Annotated in this window: 19 protein-coding genes and 1 riboswitch; of the genes, 2 read left to right on the top strand and 17 right to left on the bottom strand. The window is 59.9% G+C overall.

The window, feature by feature from the left end:
- Window positions 1-81: 81 nt before the first annotated feature.
- The 8 genes from H8K20_RS11605 to H8K20_RS14255 all read right to left on the bottom strand — a co-directional run bounded on the left by H8K20_RS11605 (window position 82) and on the right by H8K20_RS14255 (window position 6,172).
- On the bottom strand, window positions 82-315 hold the full coding sequence (locus H8K20_RS11605) for a KH domain-containing protein (protein WP_105205265.1): 234 nt from the start codon (window positions 313-315) through the stop codon (window positions 82-84).
- A gap of 71 nt (window positions 316-386) precedes the next feature.
- Complete coding sequence (gene rpsP / locus H8K20_RS11600) at window positions 387-632, bottom strand: 30S ribosomal protein S16 (protein WP_105205266.1); 246 nt, start codon at window positions 630-632, stop codon at window positions 387-389.
- Window positions 633-709: 77 nt separating this feature from the next.
- A complete protein-coding gene (gene ffh, locus H8K20_RS11595; RefSeq protein WP_105205267.1) occupies window positions 710-2,032 on the bottom strand; it encodes a signal recognition particle protein in 1,323 nt (440 codons plus the stop codon).
- A gap of 41 nt (window positions 2,033-2,073) precedes the next feature.
- Window positions 2,074-2,436: a YlxM family DNA-binding protein gene (gene ylxM / locus H8K20_RS11590; protein ID WP_154867710.1), complete on the bottom strand. Its 363-nt coding sequence runs from the start codon at window positions 2,434-2,436 to the stop codon at window positions 2,074-2,076.
- A 130-nt stretch (window positions 2,437-2,566) separates the two neighbouring features.
- Complete coding sequence (locus H8K20_RS11585) at window positions 2,567-3,253, bottom strand: YczE/YyaS/YitT family protein (protein WP_186488500.1); 687 nt, start codon at window positions 3,251-3,253, stop codon at window positions 2,567-2,569.
- Window positions 3,254-3,483: 230 nt separating this feature from the next.
- Window positions 3,484-3,642, bottom strand: a complete 159-nt coding sequence (locus tag H8K20_RS11580) for a hypothetical protein (protein WP_178089881.1) — start codon at window positions 3,640-3,642, stop codon at window positions 3,484-3,486.
- 41 nt (window positions 3,643-3,683) lie between these two features.
- Complete coding sequence (feoB, locus tag H8K20_RS11575) at window positions 3,684-5,747, bottom strand: ferrous iron transport protein B (RefSeq protein ID WP_243206448.1); 2,064 nt, start codon at window positions 5,745-5,747, stop codon at window positions 3,684-3,686.
- 11 nt (window positions 5,748-5,758) lie between these two features.
- On the bottom strand, window positions 5,759-6,172 hold the full coding sequence (locus tag H8K20_RS14255; RefSeq protein WP_341480844.1) for a FeoA family protein: 414 nt from the start codon (window positions 6,170-6,172) through the stop codon (window positions 5,759-5,761).
- A 1,617-nt stretch (window positions 6,173-7,789) separates the two neighbouring features.
- On the opposite strand from H8K20_RS14255, the gene H8K20_RS11565 reads away from it, so the two are divergent.
- Window positions 7,790-9,322 carry an ABC-F family ATP-binding cassette domain-containing protein gene (locus H8K20_RS11565; protein ID WP_186488499.1) on the top strand — a complete coding sequence of 511 codons (1,533 nt, stop codon included), beginning with the start codon at window positions 7,790-7,792 and terminating at the stop codon, window positions 9,320-9,322.
- A 117-nt stretch (window positions 9,323-9,439) separates the two neighbouring features.
- Complete coding sequence (locus tag H8K20_RS11560) at window positions 9,440-10,063, top strand: flavodoxin family protein (RefSeq protein WP_341480843.1); 624 nt, start codon at window positions 9,440-9,442, stop codon at window positions 10,061-10,063.
- A 102-nt stretch (window positions 10,064-10,165) separates the two neighbouring features.
- Here the strand turns inward: H8K20_RS11560 and H8K20_RS11555 are convergent, their stop codons facing one another.
- From H8K20_RS11555 to H8K20_RS11515, 9 genes are all read right to left on the bottom strand, one after another.
- Window positions 10,166-11,119: a nucleoside hydrolase gene (locus tag H8K20_RS11555; protein WP_105205272.1), complete on the bottom strand. Its 954-nt coding sequence runs from the start codon at window positions 11,117-11,119 to the stop codon at window positions 10,166-10,168.
- Window positions 11,120-12,198: 1,079 nt separating this feature from the next.
- Entirely contained in the window at window positions 12,199-12,951 is a 753-nt protein-coding gene (yaaA, locus tag H8K20_RS11550) for a peroxide stress protein YaaA (RefSeq protein WP_243206512.1), read from the bottom strand.
- An 84-nt stretch (window positions 12,952-13,035) separates the two neighbouring features.
- The gene (locus H8K20_RS11545; RefSeq protein WP_186488497.1) at window positions 13,036-14,427 is read right to left on the bottom strand and encodes an MATE family efflux transporter; all 1,392 of its coding nucleotides are present in this window, start codon (window positions 14,425-14,427) and stop codon (window positions 13,036-13,038) included.
- 509 nt (window positions 14,428-14,936) lie between these two features.
- Window positions 14,937-15,785, bottom strand: a complete 849-nt coding sequence (locus H8K20_RS11540) for an energy-coupling factor ABC transporter ATP-binding protein (protein WP_341480842.1) — start codon at window positions 15,783-15,785, stop codon at window positions 14,937-14,939.
- Window positions 15,786-15,787: 2 nt separating this feature from the next.
- Complete coding sequence (gene cbiQ, locus H8K20_RS11535) at window positions 15,788-16,567, bottom strand: cobalt ECF transporter T component CbiQ (RefSeq protein WP_186488496.1); 780 nt, start codon at window positions 16,565-16,567, stop codon at window positions 15,788-15,790.
- Between the two features lie 73 nt (window positions 16,568-16,640).
- The gene (locus H8K20_RS11530; RefSeq protein WP_105205277.1) at window positions 16,641-16,967 is read right to left on the bottom strand and encodes an energy-coupling factor ABC transporter substrate-binding protein; all 327 of its coding nucleotides are present in this window, start codon (window positions 16,965-16,967) and stop codon (window positions 16,641-16,643) included.
- Between the two features lie 3 nt (window positions 16,968-16,970).
- Window positions 16,971-17,717, bottom strand: a complete 747-nt coding sequence (locus tag H8K20_RS11525; RefSeq protein WP_105205278.1) for an energy-coupling factor ABC transporter permease — start codon at window positions 17,715-17,717, stop codon at window positions 16,971-16,973.
- Window positions 17,718-17,973: 256 nt separating this feature from the next.
- Window positions 17,974-18,170: riboswitch (cobalamin riboswitch) on the bottom strand.
- Between the two features lie 84 nt (window positions 18,171-18,254).
- A complete protein-coding gene (locus H8K20_RS11520; protein ID WP_105205279.1) occupies window positions 18,255-19,883 on the bottom strand; it encodes a Na/Pi cotransporter family protein in 1,629 nt (542 codons plus the stop codon).
- 280 nt (window positions 19,884-20,163) lie between these two features.
- On the bottom strand, window positions 20,164-20,607 hold the full coding sequence (locus tag H8K20_RS11515) for a hypothetical protein (protein ID WP_105205280.1): 444 nt from the start codon (window positions 20,605-20,607) through the stop codon (window positions 20,164-20,166).
- Window positions 20,608-20,633 lie beyond the last annotated feature (26 nt).

Below are 20,633 nucleotides of genomic sequence, written 5' to 3'. Positions count from 1 at the left end.
GACGCGGCGCGGCGCACCGGCCCCCAAAGGCGGCGCCACACAAAAACAGGGAAAGCCCGCGGGCTTTCCCCATATCTGTCGTCAGTCGATCTCGACGAGAACTTTTTCGCCCCGGCGGCTGGCCGCCGAGCGCATCACAGTGCGGATCGCCTTGGCGATCTTGCCCTGTTTGCCGATGATGCGGCCCATGTCCTGCTGCGCCACGTGCACGTGGTAGACGATCACGCCTTCCTCGCTGGGGGCGTCGCAGGTCACCTCGATGGCGGAGGGGTCCTCCACCAGGCCGGAGACGATGGCAACTAAGAGTTCCTCCATCTGGCCAAACCTCCTTATGTCTCAGACATAAAACATCTCACTGCCCAATGCGGCAGCGCGGTCTGACGAGATTACTCGGCCTCGCTTGCCTTTTGCAGCAGCGCCTTCACGGTATCGGTCGGCTGGGCGCCGTTGGCGATCCATTTCTGCGCTTTCTCCACGTCGATCTTCACCACTTTGGGATCTTTGGTGGGATCGTAGTAGCCCAGCTCCTCGATGAATCTGCCGTCTCTGGGGTATCTGGAATCCGCCACTACCACGCGGTAGAAGGGGGCCTTTTTGGCGCCCATGCGGCGAAGTCTTATCTTAACAGCCATCACTGTCACCTCCTGTACATTTAGTATCTATACCACCGGCCGCAGGCGGCCGGTCCGTACCTCGTTAAAACTGCCCGCTAAAAAGGCATGAATCTGCGCCGGCGCTTGCCGGGCCTTGTAAACTGGCGGATGAGCTTGCTCATCTGCTCGAACTGCTTGAGCAACCGGTTGACGTCCTCCACCTTGGTGCCGCTGCCGGCGGCGATGCGCCGCTTGCGGGCGGGGTTTATCAGCTTGGGCTTGGCTCTCTCCTGCGGGGTCATCGAGAGGATGATGGCCCGGGTGCGGTCGATCTGCCGCTCGTCGATGTCGGCGTCCTTCATCTGGGCGCCCATGCCGCCGGGCATCATGCCCATGATCTGCTGCATCGAGCCCATCTTGTTTATCTGTTCCAGCTGCTCGAGCATATCCTGCAGGTCGAACTTGTTCTGGCGCAGCTTTTCTTCCATCTTTTGCTGCTGCTTTTCGTCGAACTGCTCCTGCGCCTTTTCGATGAAGGTGAGCACGTCGCCCATACCCAAAATGCGCGAGGCCATGCGGTCGGGGTAAAACGGTTCCAGGTCGTCGAGCTTTTCGCCGGTACCGGAAAACTTGATGGGCTTGCCGGTGACCGCCTTGACCGAGAGCGCCGCGCCGCCGCGGGTGTCGCCGTCGAGCTTGGTGAGCACCACGCCGGTGATCTCGAGCAGGTCGTTAAAGCTCTGGGCCACGTTGACGGCGTCCTGTCCGGTCATGGCGTCGATGACCAGCAAGATCTCGCTGGGATCGACGGCGGACTTGATGTTCTCGAGCTCGCCCATCAGCTGCTCGTCGATGTGCAGGCGGCCGGCGGTATCGAGGATGACGATATCGTTGCCGTAGTCCCGGGCGTGGGCCAGCGCCTTTTTGGCGATCTCCACCGGGTCGATCTGGCCCATCTCGAATACCGGCACCCCGGCCTGCTCGCCCACCACCTGCAGCTGTTTGATGGCTGCCGGGCGGTACACGTCGCAGGCCACCAGCAGCGGCCGGTGCCCCTGACCTTTGAGCAGCTTGGCCAGCTTGCCCGAGTGGGTGGTCTTGCCGGAGCCCTGCAGGCCGCACATCATGATGACGCACTGCCCCTTGGAGGGGATCTGCAGCCGGCTGACCTCGCTGCCCATGAGGTTTATGAGCTCCTCGTGCACGATCTTGATGACCTGCTGGGCGGGGGTGAGGCTCTCGAACACGGCGGCGCCCACCGCCCGCTCGGTGACGGCGCTGACGAACTGCTTGGTCACCTTGTAGTTGACGTCGGCTTCCAGCAGGGCCAGACGCACCTCCCGCATGGCGGTCTTTACGTCTTTTTCGTCAAGCTTGCCCTTTTGCTTGAGCCGCTTGAACGCGGCCGACAGTTTTTCCGACAGGCCCTCAAACGCCATGTGGCAGCCCTCCTACCTAACTACTCGCTTTGCCGCTCGGCTCAGCGGCTCATCTCCTCTACGGCATCCAGTATCTCCTGCACGCAGCGGCGGATCTCCGCCGCGTAGGGGGTGCCGTCGCCGTAGGGCAAAATGTTTTTGGCCTGCTCAGTGATGCGGGCCAGATGGCCGTAGTTCTGGCGCTCCTTGGCGCACAGGCCCAGCGCCCCCTCCATCTCCAGCAGCGTGGCTTCGCCGCGCTTGATGGAGTCGCGCACCCCCTGCCGGGTGATGCCGGTATTCTCGGCGATCTCCCCCAGCGAGAGGTCCTGGTCGTAATAGAGCTCCAGGCAGTCGCGCTGCTTGTCGGTGAGCAGGTCGCCGTAAAAATCGCACAGCAGCGACATCTTTAAATCTTTGGCCATACGCCCGGCGCCCCCTCCCTGCACAGCGGCCTAAAAACAAGCCCGCCCCCATACGGGCAGGCCTGTAAAGGGGCCGCCTTTACATGTATTATATCGGGCGCCGGCCGTCCTGTCAAGGCCTGCGCCTTTACTATTTCGCCTTTTCTACAATTTTTTTGGCCGCATTTTGGCGGTCGGCAGACCCCGACTCGCCGGTGAGACGGCGCACCAGCGGGCCCAGCCGGGCCATGAGCAGGTCGGTAAACTTGCCGATACACAGCACGTTGGCCACGGTGCCCACCCCAAACGGGGCGCCCATCAGCACCGCCGCCACGAACAGCAGCGCGTTCAAGATGTTGAGGCCCATGCCGTAGGTGCGCCGCACCAGCCGCCCGATGTAGATGGCCAGCATATCGATGGGCTCGGCCCCCAGCCCTACCGGGATGTAGTAGCTCAGCGCCAGCACGATACAGCCGATGCCGGCGGCCAAAAAGAGCGCACGCACCCACAGGGCCGGGTGCGCGCCCCGCAGCGCCTGCAGCAGCGGCAAAAACAGGTTGACGAACGGGCCGCACCCCAGCGAAAAGACCACCGCCCCCACGTTGATGAGCGAGCGGTCGAGCAGCAAAAACAGCAGCACGATGGCCACGTTCACCAGCACCGACACGGTGCCCACCCGCAGGCCGGTCAGGCCGGCCAGGCCCTGCTGAAAGCTGGTGTACGGGTCGCTGCCCAGGTCGGCGGTGATGTTGCAGCTGATGCCCAGCGCCATCAGCGGTACCGCCGGCAGCAGACAGGCCAGCTTGCGCCAAAACAAGCGCGTCTTCTCGCGGCTCAAAGCACTCTCTCCCCTCCCGGTGCGCGCCCGGCCGGTACCGGCCGGGCGCGCACACACTATACCCAGTATACCACTTTGCCCGCCGGGGGCAACCGCCAGCCGCCGAAAGCACTCAAAAAATACCCGCTGGGAGGCGATAGCTGAGGACAGGCTGAAGTCGGGCCGGGGCGGGCCGGCGGTGTTTTTTCGCAGGTATTTTGCCATGCGGGCAGCGGGGGCCGTATGCGCCTTTAGCGGCGCCCTCGGTCGCAGCCGGCACAGCCGCCGGTGCAGTGGCCGCAGTCGCGGCAGCCGCGACCGGTGACAAGGTGGGCGATGTGCACCGCCACCGTGTAGACGGCGTAACCGGTCAGCGCCACCACTGCAGCCATGATCAGCCAGTACAGCACAAAAACACCTCCTTACAGCTGCACCGGGCGGGGGCCGGCGGTCAGCACAGGATCATGGCCAGCCGGGCAAACTGGTAGGCCATATACGAGACCAGGTAGGCGGTGCCCACCTGAAACAGCGCCGCCTTCAGCGCCCATTTTAAGCTGCCCATCTCCTTGATGATGGTGGCAAAAGCCGCCATGCAGGGCACGTAGAGCAGGCAAAACACCATAAAGGCGTAGGCCGAGGCAGGGGTGAACGAGGCGCCGATGATCTGCAGCAGCGCCGTCGAGCCCACCTGTACCCCGTAGAGCACCGCCAGCGTAGAGACCACCGCCTCTTTGGCCACCAGCCCGGCCAGCAGCGCCACCGCCGCCTGCCAGGTGCCAAAACCGAGCGGGGCCAGCACCGGGGCGATGCACCGGCCCAACCCGGCCAACATGCTGGCCGAGGTATCGCCTACCAGCCGCAGCGACAGGTCAAAATGCTGCAAAAACCAGATGAGCACGCTCATCGACAGAATAATGGTGCCCGCCTTGACGAGAAAGCCGCGGCACTTCTCCCACATCAGCAGGCCGGTATTGCGCAAACTGGGCAGGCGGTAGGGGGGCAGCTCCATAATAAAGGGGGAGGCGTTTTGGTGAAACACTGTTTTTTTGAGCAGGATGCCCGAACAGATGGCCACCGCCAGCCCCAACAGGTACATCGAGAACACGATGAGCCCGGCGTGGGCGGGAAACAGCGCCCCGGCAAACAGGCCGTAAATGGGCAGCTTGGCCCCGCAGGACATGAACGGCGTGACCATGATGGTCAGCCGGCGGTCGTCCTCGTTCTCCAGCGTCTTGGTGGCCATCACCGCCGGGGTGGTGCAGCCAAAGCCCATCAGCATGGGGATAAAGCTCTTGCCGGTAAGGCCCATCTTGCGCAGCAGCCCGTCCATCACGAACGAGGCGCGGGCCATGTAGCCGCTGCTCTCGAGCACCGAGAGAAACAAAAACAGCAGCATGATCTGGGGCAAAAAGGTGAGGATCCCCCCCACCCCGGTGATCACCCCGTCCACCAGCAGCCCCTGCACCCAGGCGGGGGTGCCCGCCCCGGCCAGCAGCACGGTGACCGCCGGCATCAAAACATCGGTGATAAAGCGCTCCACCAGCCCCGACAAGGTGGCGCCCGCCGGGCCAAAGGTGACCGCGAACATCAGCGCCATCACCGCAAAAAAAATGGGGATCGCTAGGTAGCGGTGGGTCACCACCCGGTCAATGCGGTCGGTAACTGTCTCTTTTTCCGCTCTGGGGCCGGGGGTAAAGGCGGCGGCGACCACCAGATCGATCTGGTCGTACCGGTCGGCGGCCAAAATGCTCTCGATATCGCTCTTTTTCCCGTAGGCCCGCTCCAGTTGGGCACCGATCTCGGCTATCTGCCGGGGCGCGATGTGGTGGGCGTGCAGCACCTCCCGGCGGCCGGCCAGCAGCTGGCTCACCACATAGGCGCGGTGGGGCAGCTCCGGCGGCAGCAGCTGCGCCACCGCGCTGCGGGCCCGCTGCACCCGCTTATCGTGTTCTATCGGCGGCCCGGTGCGGCGGCCGGCGCGCAGCACTGCAGCCATCAGCGCCTCTACCCCCTGCCCGCGGCGGGCGGCGATGGGCAGCACCGGCACCCCCAACAGCTGCGACATGGCCGCCGTATCGATGCTGCCGCCGGCGGCCTGCACGTCGTCGATCATGTTCACGGCCACCACCACCGGGATATCCAGCTCCAGCAGCTGCATGGTCAGGTACAGGTTGCGGCTGAGGTTGGTGCCATCGACGATGTCGAGTACCGCGTCGGGCCGCTCTTTTATAAGAAAGTCGCTGGCCACGATCTCCTCCATGGTGTACGGCGACAGCGAGTAGATGCCCGGCAGGTCGACTAGTGTGTAGGGCTGCCCCTGTAAACTGGCCCGCCCCTCTTTTTTCTCAACTGTCACCCCCGGCCAGTTGCCCACGTATTGGTTCGAGCCGGTCAGGGCGTTAAACAGGGTGGTCTTGCCGCAATTGGGGTTGCCGATCAGGGCGATGCGCGGCGACCGCATTTTTCCCGCCTCCGGCGGGGCCGGCCTCTTTACCGTGTGTACCTGTACAGCCATTTTGCACCTCCTTACCTGCCGGCCAGCGTGATCTCTTGGGCCTGGCTCTTGCGCAGCGACAGCACGTACCCCCGCAGGCTGATCTCGATGGGGTCGCCAAATGGGGCCACTTTTTTTACCAGCACCCGCACCCCGGGGGTAAGGCCCAGCTCCAGCAGGCGGGTGCGCAGCGGCCCGCTGCCGCCCACCTCCCCCACCCGGCCGCTCTGGCCCGGTCTCAGGTCCCGCAGTGTGCGGGCGGGCAACTCCTTGGCTCTCATGGCAAACACGTCCCTTTCTCTTCTTGCCGGCCGCGGCGGGCCGGTGCTCGTCCGCCCCGCTGCCGATCTGTTTTGCGCGGCGCGGTCACCGCCCCGCCGGTGCGGTACCTGGTCTTTGTAAAACAGCAGGCGGTCTTGACCGGCCCGCACAGCTGCTCTCTCCACCGGCAGACTCCCGATCATGCACCGGGCACCGCCGCGGGCCGTCAGGGGATACGCCGCCCCGATCTGTTCCAAACAGCAGCCATACCGCCGACCTTACCGGCATGTCTCGGGGCCGGCAGCAGCCGACTGGCACACCCGTACTCAGCGCAGGGCGCAGTACTTTTTCTGCACAGACGGCAGACGCCCTGACTCTCTCATATACCGGTACCGGCGCTGGACAGCTGCCAGCCCCGAATATGTGCGCATACCCTCAAAACACATATCAGCTGCCGTTCTCCTCTTTATTGACAGAACTGATAGAGACCCGCTGCCGCACCGCCCGGTGCCGCCGGCATAAATCGGTGCATCTCCAATCTCTTATCGCCCGGCGGTCCCTGCGGCGGACCATTCGGCCCCGCTCTGCAGGCAGCCGCTGACCAGTACGTCTAATCGTACCAACTTACCCGCTGGTGCGGCCCCCATCCGCTCTCGCAGCATCTTTTTGCTCCGCCGCCTTTTGGAGCGCAGCTGGGACACGATGGTCCCGACCGATCTCGGGCAGTTTCGGCAGCGCCCCGGTGGAGCACCCGGTGGGGCAGCGCGATGATCTTTTTGATGGTAGGGGGAGCATTTGCGGGCGTGGACAGGCACCGGATATGCCGCCATCTGGTGGCAACATATCACTCAGCAGCACAGAGCGCAATATCCGCCGGGCAGGTATCGCCTGTTCAGCGCGCTGACTGGGGTACAAACGCGCCAAAATAGTCTTTTAGCAGGTCGTTCGCCAACTTTAGCGCCACAATTCTGCGGGACAGATGATGCGGCATCCCCTTTTGCGATAAGCGGATGATCTCGCCGCTATCTGCCGGCGGACAGGCACCGCTTGTCCGTCCTCTTGCTCACAATGTATGTCCGCTTGGGGCATGATATACCATCAGCGGCGGCTGTACCTCTATTTTGGCTTTTGCGCCGTTTTCGGCGGCAAAAATCAGCTGCAAAGGCTCGTTTTTACAATTTGTTCACATTTTAAAAAAGCCCTGAAAAACACTCGCAGGTAAGGTCCACGCACCTTTAAGTTTCTCTTGGCTTTCTTCATCCGCCCTATTTTCTTCCCCGCTCCCCTGCCGATACGAACCGTCGCCCACGATCCTGCCGCTCCTGACACTCCACAGCGCCTTTAAACACCGCACTACGCTGCTTTTTATACCGGTATCCCCCCAGTTGAAACAGCCCCCGGCTTGACAGCAGAGCGGGCCGGCTGTTAAGATAATACCAGGCAGGAGGCCGAGATCATGACATCTACACTACTGATCGACCAGCTTAGAAGAAAGCTGTGCTCTGTACAACTGCATTTGGCGAGACACTGTACAGAGCCTAATTTATAGAGCGTACCCCGCTTTTTTACTCGCCAGAAGACAGGTCCGCCCCGGCGTACGAGACGCGTACGTCTGTTGGCGTGTACCTCTCTTCTGGGCGCGCGGTATATCGCATGTATTTTGGCTGTGGGCAGGTGTTGCCCACAGCCTTTTGTTTTTGTGCGGGACCAGCGCCCGAACACGTTTTGACTACCGGAGCAAAAGGCAGATGAGCATCTCTCATCTATCTTTTGCTCCTTTTTATTTCAGAGAGGAAAGACCCATGAGTTTACTGGATATCTATCACCTGTCCCACACCTACGGGGACCAGGTACTGTATAAGGACGCCGAGCTGTCGCTGCACCGGGGCGAACACATGGGGGTGGTGGGCCCCAACGGGGCCGGTAAATCCACCCTGATCAAGATCTGCACGGGGCAGGTCATCCCCGACGAGGGGCGCGTGGTATGGCGCCGCGGCACGGCAGTGGGCTACTTAGACCAGTACGCCCAGATCGGCGGCGACCCCACCATTGACGCCTTTTTACACGCCGCTTTTGCCGAGCTCTATGCGCTGGAAGAAAAGCTACAACAGATCTACGCGCGTTTTGCCATCGGCGAAGACGTCTGGGAGCAGGCCGAGCGCTGTCAGCAGCGGCTAGAGGCAGCAGATTTTTACGGCATCGATACCGCGGTGGAGAAAGCCGCCACCGGGTTGGGATTGACGGCCATCGGCTTAAACACCCCTATTTCGCAGCTGAGCGGTGGTCAGCGGGCCAAGGTGCTGCTTTGCAAACTGCTGTTGACGCGGCCGGACGTACTGCTGTTGGATGAGCCCACCAACTTTTTAGACGAGCAGCACATCGACTGGTTAGCCGGTTACCTGCAGGGGCTAGAGGCGGCATTTATAGTGGTGTCGCACGACAGCGCCTTTTTGCAGCGGGTGACCAGTTGTATCTGCGATGTGGACGGCGGCACGCTGCGCAAATATGTGGGCAGTTACCACGCCTTTTTAAACCAGAAACAACACCTGCACCAGGACTACGTACGCCGCTACCAGGCCCAACAGCAGCACATTCAAAAGACCGAGGCCTTTATCCGCAAAAATATTGCCGGCAACAACAGCAAGATCGCCAAGGGGCGCCGGCGCCAGTTGGGGCACCTCGAGGTCCTGGCGCCTCCCAGTGGCAGCTTGACGCCGCCGGCATTTGACTTTTGCCCGCTGCCGGCTGCCGACCAGCTATTGCAGACAAACGACTTGGCGGTGGGGTATCAATTTCCCCTATTTTCTCACCTGAGACTGGCGGTGGCGGCAGGACAGAAAGTGGTGGTGACCGGCTTTAATGGCGCTGGCAAGTCGACTCTGCTAAAAACACTGATCGGCCAGCTGCCGCCGCTGCACGGCCGCTGCCGGTTATCAGACACTGCCGTTTGGGGCTATTACGCCCAGGATATCGGCTGGGACGACGGGAACAGGACCCCGCTGCAGGTGGTGCAGGACGGCTTTGCCTGCCTAAAAGAGAAAGAGGCGCGGCGCCAGCTGGCCCGATGCGGCATAACCAACGACCATATCAGCCAGCGGGTGAACACGCTCAGCGGCGGCGAGCAGGCCAAGGTAAAACTGTGCCTGCTGACCTTAAAGCCCTGTAACCTGCTGGTGCTCGACGAGCCTACCAACCACCTGGACGCAGACGCGACACAGGCTTTGAGCCGCGCGCTGCAAAATTTTGACGGTGCAGTGCTGCTGGTGTGCCACGAACCCCGCTTTTACCGTACCTGGGCAGACAGGGTACTGGATGTGGCGGCGCTGCGCCAGTGAGCGCCCGACCCGTTAAAAAGGTGGCCAAACCCGGCCAAAAACGGTAGAATAAAAAGGGGATATGTGGTAGATCACGATGTTTATTCCGCCAAGATGACACCGACAGGAGGTACCGCTGTGGAGAGTAAAAACATATTGGTAGTGGTTGGGGGCGGCCGTGCCAGGGGCAACACCGCCCAGCTGACCGATGCCTTTATCGAGGGGGCCAAAGAGGCCGGCCACCGGGCAGAAAAAATATCGCTGCAGTCGGTGTTGGTGCAGGGCTGTACCGGCTGCAACGCCTGCCGGTTTGGCCGCCCCTGCGTACAGAAAGACGATTTTAACCTGCTGGTACCCCAAATACTGGCCGCCGACCTGATCGCATTTGCTTCTCCCCTGTATTTTTGGACCATCTCGGCCAAGCTGAAAGCCTTTATCGAGCGCTTTTACTGTTTGGCCCAGCAGGACCCCGACCCGCCGCTGGGGCGCTATGAAAGGTATCCGGCTAAGGATTGTGCGCTGCTGATGACCGCCGCCGACAACAATTTTTGGACTTTTGAGCAGGCTGTCTCTTACTACCGCTTTGCCATCGTGCGCTATATTGGTCTTCACGACCAGGGCGTGCTGTTGGCCGGCGGCTGCGGGAGCACCAACGGCAGGCCGCAGATAGAGCGCACTGATCATTTGCAGGCCGCCCGTACTTTTGGAAAGACCATATATGACGGCTGTACTGCGCCCCAACAGGCAGCGCCCGACATGTAGCCGGTAAACGGATGCATACAGGCAAAAAACTTAGAAAAAGAGCCCGCCGGTTCTCTGATGCCGGCGGGCTCTTTTTGGGCTTTTTGTCAATAGTAAAATTTATTACAGGTCTGCGTAGTAGCGGCACATCTGTACCATCATGTCTTTAAAGCGGCGGTTGTCGGTATCCATCGCCACGGTGGTATTGGGGGCGCGACCGAGCTTGCCCTCGGGGTCGGCCACCGTTTCGCCGTCGTTTTCGCTGTAGGCGCCGTCCTCGGTGTACACATACCACTCGTGGCCCTGACACACGGCCGGGTCTATGGCCCAGGCGATGGTGAGCGCATCGTGGATGATATTGGAGTCGCTGCCGCAGTCGAAGGCATTGTGGCGGGAGAAGAGCAGCAGCTGGCGCAACAGCTGCGCCCGGGGCCGATCGCCACAGATAGCGAGCATCTCGTCGAAGTCCTCGGCGGTGAGGGCGGCGGCATGGGTGGCGTTGAGGCCCACCATGTAGGTGTGCAGCTTTTCAAAGCAGATGCGGGCCGCAGTGGGGTCTTTAAAAATGTTGGCCTCGGCGTATTTGCTCTGATTGCCCATGCCGATACCGCCGCCCATGATGTAAAAGCCGGCGATGAGCTGCGGCAGGTCTGGATAGCGCATGACGGCGCGGGCAATGTTGGTGAGCGGGCCGATGGCAAACACCACCAGTTTTCCGCCTGCTTTGACCGCCTCGTCGTAGATCACATCACAGGCCTCGCGCTCGTCGAAGGCGCGGCCGCCGGTGGGCAGTACGATATCGCCGATACCGGTGGAGCCATGGACTGGGCTGACATAGTCATCGCCCCGATCGTAAGCTTTAAACAGCGGTCTGTCGGCGCCTTTAGCCACCGGGCAGGAGAGATCCAGCGCCTGGGCCAGACCCAGGGCGTTGACCGCCGTTTTTGCAAGCGGCATGTTTCCAAACACCGCCGTTATCGCTCTGAGATCGAACTGGGGGCAGCTGCCCAGCAGCGAGAGCGCAAAGGCGTCGTCGACACCGGGATCACAGTCAAACAGTACAGGGGTCTTTTCCATCCAGATAGCCTCCTCACATGATATATACCTATCTTACCGTTACCGGGCAGTTTTGTAAACCCGAATACTCCCCCTAAGGCGGGGACCTATCTGCGGCAGCCACCGCACAGCAGCCGGGCCGAGAGAAAAGACCGCACATAAAAAGCCAGCCGGAAATCGGTCACGGCTGGCTAATCATCTGTAAACTGTGTGTTGTTGCGCTCTATATCATCAGATATTTAATCTGTTGGTAATAGAGATCTTGTCATCTGCTCTACTGATCTTCTAACTGCTAGAAAGAATAGCAGGGAAACTTTTGCGCCGATGACCGAAACACTTTACATGTTTGCTTTATACACATTTACCGATCACAGTTTAGAAATACCCGGTACTCCTTTTACTCTGCATGGGAATCGTACCCCTTCGGACAGATACAGATATCGAGTCTGCATGTTCTCTGACCAATTACAGAAAGCCCGGTGGCTTTTTACTACTGCATGGGATGAATCACCTTTCAAGGTATTTTTGGCTTGCCAGTACAGTTTGTACCGCGTAACCCGTATGCTCCGCTTACAGTTGACACTTGGCCTTTTACGACTGCATGGGAATAACTACCTTTCAAGTTTTTCTTTGAGTCTTACAGTTTTTGTTCTGTTTGCCGTCTTTACAACAGATCTTTCAGATCTGACGATCTTTTAAAACACTGTGTGGAAAGAAATGCCTTTTAGGCTGACATTTACAGATACGATTTGTACTGTTTACCCTCTGTGTATAAAAGCTATTCAGTTGTTAGTTGGTCTATACAGAAAGGACTTGATCCCTGTAAAGTCTTGATCCTGATGAACGGGGTCTGTTTGGTGGGGCTTTATAGCACCCAATCCAGATACACGCTTATTTTACAGGTTGCCGGGCCTTTCTGTGTGGCAGTGCGCCTCTACTTCTTGACCCATTGGAATCACCTCTTTCTTTGTCTTTAGTATATAGTAATCATTCAACATTTTCAAGTGTTTTATATATTTTCGTCAGTTTCTATAATTTAGCGTGGTAAAACGCCGCACTTTGAATAAGGCACCTGTGGCTGGACCTGTACAGACCGTGTATTACGGTGCCTGCCTGACGAATACGAGCCGGTCGGGGGTAGAGAGCGCCGGGGCGAAGGCAAACCCCTGCCAGCTGAAAGCCCTGAGGGCCAGCGGGTCGTCTATCTGATTTCGGGCGATAAAGCGCACCATCTGTCCCCGGGCCTGTTTGGCTATCGTCGCCACCGTTTTGAGACCGCCGGGCCGAGAGACCAAAAAGTCGCAGCTGATGAGCTGGTGGCGGGCCGCCAGGTATGGGACTATCGCACGGCTGTACTCTTTAGAGGCCAGGTCGAGCACCGGCTGCCGGTGTGAAAACAGCTGGCGGCACAGCGCGCCGCCCCAGTAGGCATAGAGGTCTTTACCGCCGGTGGGGTGCCATCTGAGGCCCATCTCGAGGCGATAGGGGCGCACCCCGTCACAGGGGCGCAGCAGGCCGTAGAGCGCACTGACGATGTAGAGGCGCTGCTGCAAAAAATGAATGTCGGCGGTATCGAGGGTGGCGGGATCGATATTTTTGTACTGCAGGCCCTGATAGCACAGCAGCGCCGGCACCGGTGGACAGCCATCGCTAAAGTGCTGAAAATCATCGTAGGCCCGCAGGGCCAGTTGCGGATTGATGTGCATGAGCTGCTCGAGCTGCCAGGGATCTAATTTTTTCAGCGCCCGGGCCAGCTGGAGCGGCTGGCGGGAGAAGTGGGGAACCGTGCACTGCCAGCCAGGCGGCAGCGCTGTCGGCGGCTGGCGGCACATATTTTTGGCCGGGGAAATCATGATCTGCAAGACCAGTAGCCTCCTCTGAAAAGTGGCAGGACTTTTTTATAGTTGGTGTATCTTGTATCTGTGTGCTGCTAATAGCTAATGTGGCCGGCGCTGTTCGGGGGCAAAGCCCATGGCGGCGATGCGGCGACGCAGCCAGCCGCCCCGCAGATAGTAGATGATAAAGAGCAGTGAGGTGACCGTCCAGGTGATGGGATAGCTGGCCAGCACCGTACTCAGCTCGTTTTTAAACGGCAGCGCGATCAGCACCCACAACACCCGCAGCACACAGACGCCGCCGCAGGTGATGAGCATGGGGACGATAGAGTCGCCGGTACCGCGGATGGCGCCGGCCAGTATCTCGACACAGATATAGGTAAAATAAAACGGCACCATAGAGCGCAAGATCTGCACCCCCAGGTCGATGACCTGCCCGTCAGCGGTAAAGAGACGGTACACCGGCTGGCAAAAAAAGTAGAGTAGACTGCTGGCCACCAGCGCCACCCCAAAAGAGAGCCCCAGGCAGACCCGGACGCTCTGCCGCACCCGGTGGTATTTCTGTGCGCCGAAGTTTTGCCCCACAAAGGTGGTGATCGACACGCCGAACGCGCCCATGATCATCCAGAAAAAGCCGTCGATCTTGCCAAAAGCCGTCCAGGCGGCGACGGTATTGGTGCCAAAAGAGTTGATGCAGGACTGCAGGATGATATTGGACACGGTGTACATGTTGGACTGCAGCCCGGCGGGAATACCCACCCTAAAAACACTGCCCAGCACGCCTTTGGAAAAGCGCACCTGGGACAGCGTGAGCTGATAAGGCTGGCCCTCGCTGCGGGAGAGCGTGAGCACCACCAGCACGGCGCTGAGGATCTGCGACAGTACGGTGGCCAGCGCCACCCCCAGCACCCCCATGCCCAGCAGGGCCACGAACAGCAAATCGAGCGCAATGTTGGTGAGACAGGCGGCGATGAGGAAGTATAGCGGGCGCCTGGTATCGCCCACCGCGCGCAACACGCCGGAGCCCATGTTGTAGATGAACGAGGCGATCATGCCAAAAAAGTACACCCGCAGGTAGGTGAGCGCGTGGTCCATAATATCGGCCGGGGTGCCCATAGCCCGCAAAACAAATGGGGCGATGAGCACGCCTACCACTGTCATGAAGCCGCCGGCGACTATCGCCAGCGCCGTGGATGAGTGGACTACCTTGTGCACATCGTCGTGCCGGGCGGCACCATAGTACTGGGCAATAACTACCGTGGCCCCCGACGAGATACCCACAAACAGGTTGACGAATAGATTGATGAGCACGCCGGTGGAGCCGCCCACCGCCGCCAGCGCCTGTTTGCCCACAAAATTCCCCACCACGATGGCATCGGCCGTGTTGTACAGCTGCTGGAAAAAAGTACCCAGCAAAATGGGAAAGAAAAAAGCGAGCAGCTGTTTCCAGATGACGCCTTCGGTGATGTTCTGCTGATATTTATCTGCCACCATAGGTATCCCCCTCCATATATTGGGCGGGGCCGGACAGGGCCGCACCTGTACTGCAGCGCCCCGCATATTTACTTGCACCTATAACATAGCGGGTATACCGGGGAAAAGCAAGAGGGATACAGAAATTTATGGGGTGATGTTTGGCTGCATAAGGCTATATTTCAGCAGGGCTGAAAAGCACATGGTCAGTTGGTGTACACTGGGAACACCTGCAGATCTGCCGATACCTTTGCACCGGCTTTTGACAGCCTGGCTGCCCTTATTGTCCTGCTTAAGGTGACGGAGGTGGCTGCAATTTGCCAATTGACAGGACAGGCGATACGAGCACATAGGCGCAAAATCTGTATCGGCACATTTTTGTGTGGATCTGCTGTCGCCAGCCATACAGGTGATGTGGGTGAAAAACGCCTGCCGGCTGTTGGCGGGGCTGGTACCGGGCAACCGCCATTTTTGTAGGCGGGACAAAAAAGAGAGCGCGCAGACGGGATGGACCTGTCTGCGCGCGCTTTTTAGACTGTGGGGGGATGGGGCACCAGCAGAGATGCCTGAAGCTCGGTAGAGCTGGTGGGCCAGCAGCCGGGCGGCAGCAGGCCGGCTTTTTGCAGCGTGTGGGCGGCAGCATACCAGATCGGCGGGACCAGACCGGATAGCCGCAGCAGCTCGCTGTCGCCGAAGACCGCGCGCGGCGGTGCATCGGCGATCAGGCGGCCGGAAGAAAACACCAGTACCCGGTCGGCCCACTGATAGGCAAAATCGATATCGTGGGTGGAGAGCAGCAGTGTTTTGCCAGCGGCGTGCAGCGCATCGAGCGCGGTGCGCAAAAGCACAGTGTTTTGCGGGTCCAGGCTGGCGGTGGGCTCGTCTAACAGCAGGACACGGGCATCCATTGCCAGCACGTCAGCCACGCTGACCCGCTTCTTCTCCCCCCCGCTCAAATAGTGGGGGCAGCGACTGGCATAGTGCTCCAGCTGCATAAAAGAGAGCGCCTGGTGGGCCCGCCGAGACACCTCCTCTTTGGGCAGCTTTAAGTTCATGGGACCAAACGAGACCTCGCCCAGCACGGTGGGGGCGATGAGCATATCGTCGGGGTCCTGAAACACCACCCCTACCTGCTGGCGCAGATTAGAGAGCGATTTTTGGCCGTAAGTGACCAGTTGTCCATCGAGCAGCAGCTGCCCCCGATCGGGCTTGAGCACGCCGTTGAGCTGCAAAAAGAAGGTGGATTTACCAGCCCCATTTTGCCCCAGCAGCGCCACTTTCTGGCCCGGATAGATATCGACGGTGACGCCGTCGAGGGCCGGCGTGGGCTGCCCCTCGTAAGTAAAGGTGAGTTCTCTTGTCTGTAAAATGGGCTGCACGGCTAATACCCCCCCAGTAAAAATATTCGGCGCAGCACCAGCAGCACCACAAAATAGGCGACAGCGCCGGCGACCTGCACCGGGCGCAGCGGCGGGCGCTCTTCTAAAAACTGGATAGAGCCGGTATAGAGACGTGATTCCATAGCGCTATACACCGAGGAGGACTTGGCCATGGCCGCCAGAAACAGATTGGCGAAGATGGCGGCCGTACTGCGCAGATGGATGTAAAAGCCATTTTGCCCCATCCGCGATACAGCAGCGGTGTGCATGCGGGACTGGGTGTCGAGCAGCACGAAGATAAAGTGGTAGGTGAGGCTCATGAGCTCGGTGAGCAGGGCCGGTACATGCAGCCGCCGCAGCACCCCGATGACCTGATGGGAAGGGGTAGTCAGGGTGAGCGCATACAGGCAGCACACCGCGCCCATAGCCCGACAAAAGAGCAGGCCGGCCGTGTGCAGACTGGAGGCGGTGACGGCTATGAAGCGGGAGAAAAAAGGCAGTGAGATCAGCCCCTGCCGGGTGGTGGGAAAGCTGAGGGCCACCACTGCACAGCTGATGGTGACGAATACCAGCGGGGCAGCCATGAGTTTGGCCCACAGCTTGACCGGGGCGCGGCCGGGGCCGAGGGCCAGCACAGCCATACACAGCAGCACCGCGAGCGAGAAGGCGGCCGAGTCGGTGGCGATGCACAGGGCCAGCGTGCCCACGGTGATGGCCAGCTTATAGCCGCCGCACCAGCGGCCGAGGCCGGTCTGCTGAGCGTAATAGTCGATCGAGAGCATTTTTCTCACCATCCTTTTGCGTCAAGGACAGGCGGCGGGGCAAACAGCTGCCCCGCCGCACAGTACGCCCCGGTTAAGCTTGTATCTGCGCCGCAGTACCTGCCTGACCGGTTTGCTTTTGGTATTTTTTGCGGGCGATGAGGTAGCCGAAGCCAAAGCCCAGTACCGCCGAGCCCAGGCCGGCCTGCAGACAGAACAGCAGGCTCTCGGTCTCGCCGCCGGGAGGGGCGATGACGCTCTCCATCCAGGGGGTGTAATCGGGGTCGATCTGGGTGATCGCGTCTTCGGCGGCGCCGTCCGCCCCGCCGAACTCGCTGTTGTGTATAGTCAGTAGCGGCACCGCGGCGATGAGCACCGCGGCCAGCAGCAGTCCAACGACCAGTAATCCTGTTTTTTTCATGTTCTACACCTCCGACAGATAGCCCAGCTCGCGCAGCTCGGGCTTGGCGTAACTCTCGAGACCGATGATGGCGATCACCGTCAGGATGCCCTCGATAACGGCCAGCGGGATCTGGGTGATGGCAAAGATGCCGAGGAAGGTGCCGATAGAGGCGGCACTGCCGCCAGACTGGGCCGGGTGGTCGAGACCGAGCTGGATGCTGGTGATGACATAGGTGAACAGATCGCCCAGAAAGGCCGCCAAAAAGATAGCTACCTTGCGGTTGACCTTACACTTTAAGCACAGCTTGTACACACCAAAGGCCAAAAAGGGGCCGGCGATAGCCATGGAAAAGGTGTTGGCGCCCAGCGTGGACAGCCCGCCGTGGGCCAGCAGTAATGCCTGGAATAGGAGCACGATAAAGCCGATGACCGCCATGGCTGCCGGCCCAAAGAGGATGGCCCCCAGGCCGGTGCCGGTGGCGTGAGAGCTGGAACCGGTGACGCTGGGGATCTTGAGTGCGCTGAGCACGAAAGCATAGGCGCCGGACATGACCAGCACCAACAGCGTTTTGCGGTGGTCGCGGGCGGTGCGGCGGATGGATATGAGCCCCCAGGCCAAAAACGGCAGGCAGACAGCACCCCAGAAGATGCAGTAGCCCTTGGAGAGAAAGCCCTCCATGATGTGCATGGCGCTGGCGGGGAGCGAGAAGCTCAGCACCAGACTGATGGCGATGGTGGCGCCGAGAAAGCGGCGCTCGTGTTTGGTCATAACAGTTTCCTCCTGCTTTTTAGTTGGTGGCCGCCGATGGCGGCACACAGATAAAAAAGCTGCCCCTGCCGATGGCTGCGACACTGGTGTGCGGCCAAGGTGGGTGCAGCCCGACAGCCGGTGCGCCCCGGGTGGGGGACCGACAAAAAAGCCTGTCTTCTGCGGGTGCAAAAGACAGGCATATCAAGACGGAGAGAGGGGCAAGGCGCGGCCCTCTCTGCCGTGTGACACCTGACCTATCGACCGTAGATCCTGCGTGCTGCACAAAAATGGGGCAGGTCTTCTGGCTCGAACCTCGGGCGCTGGGCGGGCCTTCCCGCCCCGACAGGGGCAGTGGCATGTTCCGGACAGCTCGGTTCTCACAGCGGCGGGACCGCACGGGATTTACACCCGTTTCCCTATTATCTGCTCTCGCCGCAGCGGCGCAAGCAGACCCCACTTTGTTAAATTTTTGTAAACACCGGCCCAAATAGACCAGTTTATAGGCTGATGGTACACGATTTGCCAGAGTTTGTCAACTGCCGGTGGCAAGCAAAGTTAGATGGCCCGCACCGGTTTGCCGCTCTTGGCGGCCTGAGCGATGTTGAAGGAGTGGTCGCCGATGCGCTCGAGGTCGTTTAACACCTCGTCGAATACCAGCCCCGACTCGGTGCTGCACTGGTGCTGGCGCAGGCGCACCACGTGGTTATCTTGCGACTGCAGCACCAGCATGTCCACCGTCTCCTCGAGATCGTGCAGCTGGCCCTCCTCACTGTCGGTAAGGCTCTGGCGGCGGAAGGCGCCGATAGAGCGGTCGAAGAGGTAGAGGTCGGTCTCGTAGATGGCCTCGATCTCGTCGATGGCTTTGGCCGAGTAGAGCAGCCCCCGGTCGACGAACATCTCGGTGCGCTCGAGCAGGTTGAGCGAGTGGTCGCCGATGCGCTCGATGTCGCTGACTACGTGAAAGATACGGCTGACATACAGCGAGACCGGCGCCGGCAGCTCCTGTCGGGTCGCCTGGACCAAAAACTCGGTAATGCTGTGTTTGAGGTAGTCGATCAGATCCTCCTGGTCGCGGATAAAGCTGGCCTGACTGACATCGTTTTTGAGAAGCCCCTCGGCGGCGCGGACGAAGTTGGCACGGGCGATCTGGCCCATGCGCTCTACTTCTTTTTGCACCTGAGCAGCCATGACATTGGGCGAGGTGGCGAGGTTTTTGTCGATATACAGCAGGCGGCGTTCGTCCTCATGCACCTTTTTGGGCACGAAGATGTAGGAGAGCTTGACGATGGTGTTGGTAAAGGGCAGCAGCACCACCGCAGTGACCACCTTAAAGATGATGTGACAGAGCGAGACCTGTACCATGGGCACCGAGGTGATGGACTCGATCGTTTGGGTAAAGGGGGTAAAAATGGTGATGGGCACGAAGATGATGGCGCCCACTACATTGTAGATAAAGTAGACGCAGGCGGCGCGCTTGGCGTTGTTTTTGGCGTTGATGGCCGACAAAAACGGCGGTACCGATGAGCCGATATTGATGCCGCAGATGAGAAAAGAAGCAAAGTGCAGCGGCATGAGCCCCTGTGAGGCCAATGCCTGCAGCACGCCGACTGCCGCCGAAGAGGACTGGATGACCGCACAGAGCACCACGCCCACCAGGAGACCCACCACCGGATTTTTAGCGGTGGTGATGAACGACTGAAAGGCGGGCACATCTTTGAGGCCGCCCATGGCTCCGCTCATGGTGTGCAGGCCCTGGAACAAAAGGCCGAAGCCCAACACCACCTGGCCGATGTGCTTGTGGAGATTTTTTTTGCAGTAGAGCATGGCTACGGCACCGGCAAAGATGCAAAACGGGGCGATGGCCGAGATATCCAGTGCGATGAGCACGCTGGTGATGGTGGTGCCGATGTTGGCGCCGATGATGACGCCGGTGCCCTGAGCCAGCGTGAGGATGCCGGCATTGATAAAGCCCATGACCATGACGGTGGTGGCCGACGAGGACTGGATGGCCACCGTGACCAGCATACCCAGCAAAAAGCCGCGGATGGGGGTGCGGGTGAGCTTTTCCATCAGCGCGCTCATCTTGGGGCCGGCCGAGGCCTCGAGCCCATCGCCCATGTATTTCATGCCGAACAAAAAGGAGCCCAGGCCCCCCAGGAGAAGAAGTAGATCGTCTAAACCCATTGTGTTCACCCAATGTCTGCACTTTACAGATCTTTTACCCAAATTTTACACACGCGTACAAATTTATGATACTGTTTTGCGGTGACAAATACAATGGGGTCAGGCCAAAAAGTTACAAAAATCGCGGAATTTCGGCGCGCTACTTTGGCACTGTGGGCGAGAAGCGATCGTTTATTTTAGATCAATGGCCATAAAAATGACGGCAATTTTGGTATGATAAATAGAGCGCCCATGAGCGGGCGCTCTATTATACTGGCAATATAACCGGGGGCAGCACAGGTCAGCAGTAGTAGGCCATGGGGGCATAGAAGGTGCAGGCGGTCACCTTGCCGGCAAAGTGCAGCGACAGCTGGACCTTGGCCGCGCCGCGGGGAGCGGTGAAGGTGGCCATTTGGCGCTGGAATTTGGCGGTGACTTTGCAGCCGATATCTTCTTGCTGGGTGTCGAGCACGGCGCCGGAGGCGCTGTAGAACCGAGCCTGCAGCAAGATGTGCGGACCCTCTATCTTGCGCAGGATGTAGCCCCAGCGAATGCGGCGGCCGCCGGTGATCGGCAGCAGCGGGTCGTACTGGTCATAGCCCTGCATATCTGCCGTTTGGGTGATGCTGCAGGTGCGGTTATCGTCGATACAGAAATCGTCGAAGGTGGCTACAGCGCCGGAGAAATAAGCCGGACCGCCGCCGGGGCCGGGGCACCAGCAGGAATTCATGATAAGATTGTTCATAGTGGACGGTCTCTCCTTTACGGTAT

Source organism: Neobittarella massiliensis (ex Bilen et al. 2018), from assembly GCF_014269355.1.
Lineage (GTDB): Bacteria > Bacillota > Clostridia > Oscillospirales > Ruminococcaceae > Neobittarella > Neobittarella massiliensis.
The sequence above is the reverse complement of the archived record's forward strand: the minus strand, read 5'-3'. Positions and strand labels throughout refer to the sequence as shown.

What these genes read in the sequence shown, in the direction of transcription:
- H8K20_RS11605 (WP_105205265.1), bottom strand. Translation starts at nt 315, where the DNA reads ATGGAGGAACTCTTAGTTGCCATCGTCTCCGGCCTGGTGGAGGACCCC.
- rpsP (WP_105205266.1), bottom strand. Translation starts at nt 632, where the DNA reads ATGGCTGTTAAGATAAGACTTCGCCGCATGGGCGCCAAAAAGGCCCCC.
- ffh (WP_105205267.1), bottom strand. Translation starts at nt 2,032, where the DNA reads ATGGCGTTTGAGGGCCTGTCGGAAAAACTGTCGGCCGCGTTCAAGCGG.
- ylxM (WP_154867710.1), bottom strand. Translation starts at nt 2,436, where the DNA reads ATGGCCAAAGATTTAAAGATGTCGCTGCTGTGCGATTTTTACGGCGAC.
- feoB (WP_243206448.1), bottom strand. Translation starts at nt 5,747, where the DNA reads ATGGCTGTACAGGTACACACGGTAAAGAGGCCGGCCCCGCCGGAGGCG.
- H8K20_RS11565 (WP_186488499.1), top strand. Translation starts at nt 7,790, where the DNA reads ATGAGTTTACTGGATATCTATCACCTGTCCCACACCTACGGGGACCAG.
- H8K20_RS11555 (WP_105205272.1), bottom strand. Translation starts at nt 11,119, where the DNA reads ATGGAAAAGACCCCTGTACTGTTTGACTGTGATCCCGGTGTCGACGAC.
- yaaA (WP_243206512.1), bottom strand. Translation starts at nt 12,951, where the DNA reads ATGATTTCCCCGGCCAAAAATATGTGCCGCCAGCCGCCGACAGCGCTG.
- H8K20_RS11545 (WP_186488497.1), bottom strand. Translation starts at nt 14,427, where the DNA reads ATGGTGGCAGATAAATATCAGCAGAACATCACCGAAGGCGTCATCTGG.
- cbiQ (WP_186488496.1), bottom strand. Translation starts at nt 16,567, where the DNA reads ATGCTCTCGATCGACTATTACGCTCAGCAGACCGGCCTCGGCCGCTGG.
- H8K20_RS11530 (WP_105205277.1), bottom strand. Translation starts at nt 16,967, where the DNA reads ATGAAAAAAACAGGATTACTGGTCGTTGGACTGCTGCTGGCCGCGGTG.
- H8K20_RS11525 (WP_105205278.1), bottom strand. Translation starts at nt 17,717, where the DNA reads ATGACCAAACACGAGCGCCGCTTTCTCGGCGCCACCATCGCCATCAGT.
- H8K20_RS11520 (WP_105205279.1), bottom strand. Translation starts at nt 19,883, where the DNA reads ATGGGTTTAGACGATCTACTTCTTCTCCTGGGGGGCCTGGGCTCCTTT.
- H8K20_RS11515 (WP_105205280.1), bottom strand. Translation starts at nt 20,607, where the DNA reads ATGAACAATCTTATCATGAATTCCTGCTGGTGCCCCGGCCCCGGCGGC.